Consider the following 6,045-nt stretch of genomic DNA (forward strand, 5'->3'; position numbering starts at 1 on the left):
GGACTCCGTCCCGCTGGCGCGATCAGCCGTATCCTTCCGCTGTGCCGGACGGGATCCCGCTCTCGGCAAACCCGTGGCATTATCAGGGCAAAGTGTTTTTGGGGGCAAGCGTGACCCAACTGTTGCAACTTTTCATCTACGGCCTTGTCTTGGGCAGCATCTACGCCCTGGGAGCAATTGGGGTGTCGCTGACCTTTGGCATTTTGCGCTTTGCCAACTTTGCCCATGGGGATCTGATGACCCTGGGGGCCTACTTCGGCCTGACATTTGTTGGGTTGGGTTGGCCAATTGGGGTCAGCCTGCTCCCGGCAGCTTTGGCCACGGTACTTTGTGCAGTTGGGATCGACCAACTCATTTATCGCCGCCTGCGCCGGGAGGCCCCGGTGATCTTGCTCATTTCTTCTTTTGGCACCGCTCTGATTCTGCGCAGCCTGGTGCAGATCATCTGGGGGCCCAACAATCAGGTGTACCGCAGCGGGATCCAGTTGCCGTGGCGGCTTGGAGAGCTGCGCATCAAGCCCGATTGGGCAGTGATCCTGGTGGGAACAGCCCTGTTGGTGGTGGCCCTGCATCTTTTCTTACAACGCACGCGGGTGGGCAAAGCGATGCGGGCCATGGCCGACAATTTTGAGCTGGCCAAGATTACCGGCATTGATACAGAGCGGATCGTCCTCTGGACTTGGGCCATTGGCGCAGCCTTGGCCTGTGCAGCAGGTGTGTTCCTGGGCATGGATACCCGTCTGCACCCCACCATGGGCTGGCGGCTATTGCTGCCCATTTTTGCAGCGGCCATTCTCGGCGGCATTGGTCGCCCTTACGGGGCCATTGCCGGAGGGCTGGTGATTGGCCTGGCGGAAGAGTTTTCCACCTTGGTGATGAACCCTGCCTATAAAACCGGGGTGGCCTTCGCCATTTTGGTACTGCTGCTGATCTTCCGACCCACGGGATTGCTGGGATCCCCGGGTAGGGGGGATGTCTGATGTTGAGCTACGGCATTTTCTTTTTGATTTTGGTGGGGATCTACGGCGTGCTGGTGCTGGGCCTCAATGTCCAGTGGGGCTACGCCGGCATGTTCAACATCGGGGTGGGGGCTTTTTTTGCCGTGGGAGCCTATGCCAGCGCCATTGTAACCACACCCCCAAGTGCCGAGCATTTGGGCGGCTTCAATCTACCCTTTTGGGTGGGTTTTGCCGTGGCTGTGGCCGTCGCCGGAGCGATTGCCTTTTTGATCGGGTTGATTACCCTGAAGCTGCGTTCCGACTACTTGGCCATCGCCACCATCGGCATTGCTGAGATCATCAGCCAAATCCTGAGAAATGAGGGCTGGCTCACCAACGGTGTGCGGGGAATTACCCGCATTCCGCGACCCTTTCGCGGCTGGATCCCAGGTCAGGATACCCTTCTCTACTTGGGCTTGGTGCTGGTCATTTTGGCGGTGGTCTATTGGGCTGCGGAGCGGGCCTATCGCTCCCCTTGGGGGCGGGTGTTGCGGGCCATTCGCGAGGATGAACCGGCAACCATGGCCGCCGGCAAAGATGTGCTCCAGTTTCGCCTGCAGGCGTTTGTGCTGGGATCCATGCTCATGGGGTTGGCGGGGGCCCTCTACGCCCATTTTGTCAATTTCATCAGCCCAGAAGCCTTTCAACCGGAGTTTGCCACCTTTATCGTTTGGGTGATGTTGATCGCGGGGGGCAGTGGCAACAATCGCGGCGCCTTGCTGGGAGCGCTGGTGATTTGGGGGGTGTGGTCGGGCAGCGAGTGGCTCACCAACCGTTTGCCGCCCCAGTGGGCCACCCGGGCTGGCCCTTTGCGCATTTTGTTGATCGGGATCCTGCTCCAGGTGATTCTTCTGACGCGCTCTCAAGGATTGTTGCCTGAACGTCCGCCCAAGCCCGTCTTGGGCACTTCTCCTTCGCCTAAGCAGAACCCCGCAGGATAGGATTGGGTCGGCTCCAGCTGTTGTTGACGTGTTTGAGACAACCCAGCCCTCTGCCGCCATGACTCCGCGCCCCAAGGAAACCGACCCTTCCTGGCCACCTTGCAACCCTGACACGACGGGCTGCCCCCCTGATGCCGGACAACCAGGGATCCGGACTACACCAATCCAAGAGGGCTATGCTCTGCCGGAGCAGTATTTCAACCGGGAGCTGAGCTGGATTGAATTCAATGCCCGGGTTTTGCACGAGGCCCTGGATGAGCGCACACCGCTGCTGGAGCGGCTGAAGTTTCTGGCCATCTTTGAGAGCAACCTGGACGAATTTTTCATGGTGCGGGTGGCGGTGATCCGTCGTCAGTTGGAAACGGGCGTGTTGGTGCTAACCCCGGATGGCCTTACACCGCAGCAGCAGTTGCAGCAGATCTCGAGCCACCTGCGCCCCCTGATTCGAAAATTGCACACTTGCTTCCGGCAGGAACTGGTGCCCAAGCTGGCGGAACAGGGCATTCACATCCGCGATTTTTCCGAGCTGGCCGAGTCGGAACGGCAGGAGCTGCGGGACTACTTTGAGAGGCGTTTGTTTCCAGTGCTCACCCCCTTGGCGGTGGATCCAGGCCATCCTTTTCCCTACATCTCCAACCTCAGCCTCAGCTTGGCGGTGGTGGTGCGGGATCCAGAGACTGGCAAGGAGCATTTTGCTCGCGTGAAGGTGCCCAATACCTTGCCCCGCTTTGTGCCGCTGCGGGATGGGGTGAGCTTTGTGCCGCTGGATCAGGTGATTGCCCACCATCTGGAAGCGCTGTTTGTCGGCATGCAGGTGCTGGAGTACTACCCCTTCCGCATTACCCGAGATGCGGATCTGGAAATCCAAGAGGACGAGGCGGACGATCTGCTGGCTGCCATTCAAGAAGAGCTGCGCAAGCGCCGCTTCGGCTCAGTGGTGCGCATGGAGATTGCCAGCCAAACTCCGGCAGCCATCCGACAACGGCTCAGCGAAGAGATGCGCCTCAACAGTGACTCGGTGTACGAAGTGGATGGCCTCTTGAGTATGGGGGGGGTGATGGCGTTTCTCAGCCTGAATCGGCCCGATTTGAAGGATCCCCCTTGGGGGCCGGTCACCCCGCCCCGCCTGCGCACTGCCTCGGTCAGCGATGAGCCGGTGGATATCTTTGCCGTCATCCGGGAAGGGGATCTGTTGGTGCATCACCCCTACGATTCTTTTGCCGCCAGCGTGGAACGGTTTTTGGAGGAGGCCGCCAACGATCCGCAGGTGCTCACCATTAAGCAAACCCTCTACCGCACCTCCGGCGACTCGACGGTGGTGAAATCCCTCATTCAGGCCGCCGAAAACGGCAAGCAGGTGGCCGCTCTGGTGGAGCTCAAAGCCCGTTTCGACGAAGAAAACAACATCCTCTGGGCCAAAAAGCTGGAGAAAGCCGGGGTCCACGTGGCCTACGGCCTGCCGGGGCTGAAAATCCACTGCAAACTGGCTTTGGTGGTGCGGGAAGAGGAGGGATCCCTGCGCCGCTACGTCCACATCGGTACCGGCAACTACAACCCCAAAACCGCCCGTATCTATACCGACCTAGGGCTGTTCACTTGCGATGAGACCCTCTGCAACGATGTTACGGAGTTGTTTAACCTGCTGACGGGCTACTCGCGGCAACGGCAATTCCGCAAGCTCTTGGTGGCCCCCAGAACCCTGCGCCAGGGCATGGAAGCCCTGATCCGCAGAGAGATCCGCCATGCCCAAGCCGGCCAGCAGGGACACATCATCGTCAAGGTCAACTCCCTCACCGACCCGGAAATGATCCGGCTGCTCTACGAGGCCAGCCAAGCCGGGGTGGAGATCGACCTCATCGTGCGGGGCATGTGCTGCCTCAAGCCGGGGATCCCCGGCCTAAGCGAACGCATCCGCGTGATCAGCATCATCGGGCGCTTCCTGGAGCACTCCCGCATCTTCTACTTCTACAATGGCGGCCAGGAAGAGTACTTCATCGGCAGTGCCGACTACATGACCCGCAACCTGGATCGGCGCGTTGAGGTGGTTACCCCTGTGGAGGATCCCGCGTTGCAGCGGGAGCTCAAGGCGATCTTGGACATCTGCCTGACGGACAACCGGCAGGCCTGGGAGTTGCGCCCTGATGGCACCTACGTGCAGCGACAACCCAAGCCAGGAGAGCCTGTGCGCTCCACCCACCAACGCCTGATGGAGCGGGCCGCCAGCCGCATTTAGCAGGATGACTCTCACTGCTAACCTCTCTCTCAGAGGGAGAGAGGAGCAGCCTCGCCGCTATCGGGAATGGCCACCAAAGCTCAGGATCCGGTGGTCTTGGCGGCCTCGGCCTCTTCCTCGCCCAGCGCAATTACCCGTTCCGTGGCCTGCAACGAAGACTGCAAGCTCTCCAACTTCTCTCGGCTGGAGCGGTTCAGCCACGACTCGATTGCATTCACCAAGAGCTGATCCACAGAGAACCAGCCCCCCCCATTCACCGCAAAGGCCAGGAAGATCGCTGCGTAAATGGCGGATAGCTCCAAGTAGGGAACGCTGAAGCCGGCCACCTTAATGTGATGGAACATGGCCACCGCCATCGTGGCGAACAAGCCCAGTGCTGCCCCTCGGGTCAACAAACCCAACGCCACCATCGGAGCTGCGATCAGCTCGGTATAGGCAGCCACATAAGCGAAGAAGATCGGGAAGGGCAACCCGATCACTTCTACATAAGCCGTCGCAAACCCTTCAATATCTGCCAGTTTGTCAAGGCCGTTGTGAATCATGAATAGCCCTGCCACCACCCGCAAAACGGTCCACGCCACTTGAGACCAGCGCGGGGCCACGCTGTCGTGACGCAAAGCTGAGGCGAGTAGCACGGGAAACTGCTGAGAGGGTGCCATAGGATAAAACCTGCGATGCAAAGATGAGCAAAGATTCTAACTCATTGTAACGATTCTAAATTTCTGTAACAAGGGTGGGACTCAGATCCCCAGTGGTCAAGGGATCCCATCCAGAAACAAGGCCTCCGGTCCGCTTCCGCGAAAGGCCTCCGGCCCGCTTTCGCGACCGGTCGGGTGGGTTTCCGGCGAGCTTTCACCGCAGGCGATTGCGCCACACTATCTCTGCTCTTGGCCTGGGACTTTTCCGGCCTTGCTGAGACCTGTCAACCTCTGTAAATGGATCCCTCATGATGGGTTCATTTGCTGCCTGTGTCGATATGGTTGCCGAATCTGTCCTCGCCTCTGATGTCAGCTCCGCCAAAGCCCAAGCCGGGAGAGAGGAGGGATCCCCGCCTGCCATTCGTTTGCGGAGGGTCAGCCGCAACTTTTCCGGGATCCAAGCGGTGGACGGGGTGGATTTGGAGGTGCAGCAGGGGGAGTTTTTTACGTTGTTGGGGCCGTCGGGTTCGGGCAAAACCACCTGTTTGCGGATGATCGCGGGCTTTGAGCGTCCGGATGAGGGGCAGATCGAATTGAACGGCCAGAATGTTTTGGGTCTGCCGCCCTACCGACGGCCTGTGAACACGGTGTTTCAGGACTATGCTCTCTTCCCCCACATGACGGTGGCGGAGAACGTTGGCTACAGCTTGATGATCCGCGGCATACCGCCGAAGGAGCGCCAAAAGCGAGTGCAAGAGGCGCTGGAGCTGGTACAACTGCCCGATCTGGGATCCCGTAAACCCAGCCAACTTTCAGGGGGGCAACGGCAACGGGTGGCCTTGGCGCGGGCTTTGGTTGGCCGACCGCAGGTGCTCTTGCTGGATGAACCTTTGGGGGCGCTGGATTTGAAGTTGCGCCAACAGATGCAGTTTGAACTCAAGGCCCTACAACACCGCCTTGGTCTCACCTTTTTGTACGTCACCCACGACCAAGAAGAGGCCCTGACCATGAGCGATCGTATTGCCGTGTTCAATCGCGGGCGCATCGAACAGGTGGGATCCCCGGCAGAGCTCTACGAGCGACCTGCCACCCGGTTTGTAGCCGGTTTTATCGGCCAAACCAACTTGATCGAGGGATCCCTGGCGGAACGATGCGTGGGAGAAGCGGCCCTGTTTGCTTTGCGCCCGGAGCACATTCGGATTGACTTATGTAAACTACCCGACCCTGACTGCTTC

Annotated in this window: 5 protein-coding genes; 4 read left to right on the forward strand and 1 reads right to left on the reverse strand. The window is 59.5% G+C overall.

Features of this window, described 5'->3' with window-relative positions; genetic code table 11:
• The 3 genes from NW818_RS09185 to NW818_RS09195 form a co-directional block, all read left to right on the forward strand.
• Window positions 1-980: branched-chain amino acid ABC transporter permease (locus tag NW818_RS09185; RefSeq protein WP_414424377.1), on the forward strand; the 980-nt coding region annotated here is incomplete at its 5' end.
• Window positions 980-1,939 (forward strand): branched-chain amino acid ABC transporter permease, encoded by a 960-nt coding sequence (locus NW818_RS09190; RefSeq protein WP_414424378.1) that lies wholly within the window; start codon window positions 980-982, stop codon window positions 1,937-1,939. The genes NW818_RS09185 and NW818_RS09190, both read left to right, overlap by 1 nt.
• 58 nt (window positions 1,940-1,997) lie before the next feature.
• Complete coding sequence (locus NW818_RS09195; protein ID WP_414424381.1) at window positions 1,998-4,172, forward strand: RNA degradosome polyphosphate kinase; 2,175 nt, start codon at window positions 1,998-2,000, stop codon at window positions 4,170-4,172.
• Window positions 4,173-4,252: 80 nt separating this feature from the next.
• Here NW818_RS09195 and NW818_RS09200 read toward each other — a convergent pair whose 3' ends face one another.
• Entirely contained in the window at window positions 4,253-4,831 is a 579-nt protein-coding gene (locus NW818_RS09200) for a DoxX family protein (RefSeq protein WP_414424379.1), read from the reverse strand.
• A gap of 290 nt (window positions 4,832-5,121) precedes the next feature.
• Between NW818_RS09200 and NW818_RS09205 the strand changes: the two genes are divergently transcribed.
• Window positions 5,122-6,045: ABC transporter ATP-binding protein (locus NW818_RS09205; RefSeq protein WP_414424380.1), on the forward strand; the 924-nt coding region annotated here is incomplete at its 3' end.

Origin of the sequence: Synechococcus sp. R6-5 (genome assembly GCF_047461775.1) — a bacterium.
Classification (GTDB): domain Bacteria; phylum Cyanobacteriota; class Cyanobacteriia; order Thermostichales; family Thermostichaceae; genus Thermostichus.

What these genes read in the sequence shown, in the direction of transcription:
- NW818_RS09195 (WP_414424381.1), top strand. Translation starts at nt 1,998, where the DNA reads ATGACTCCGCGCCCCAAGGAAACCGACCCTTCCTGGCCACCTTGCAAC.
- NW818_RS09190 (WP_414424378.1), top strand. Translation starts at nt 980, where the DNA reads ATGTTGAGCTACGGCATTTTCTTTTTGATTTTGGTGGGGATCTACGGC.
- NW818_RS09200 (WP_414424379.1), bottom strand. Translation starts at nt 4,831, where the DNA reads ATGGCACCCTCTCAGCAGTTTCCCGTGCTACTCGCCTCAGCTTTGCGT.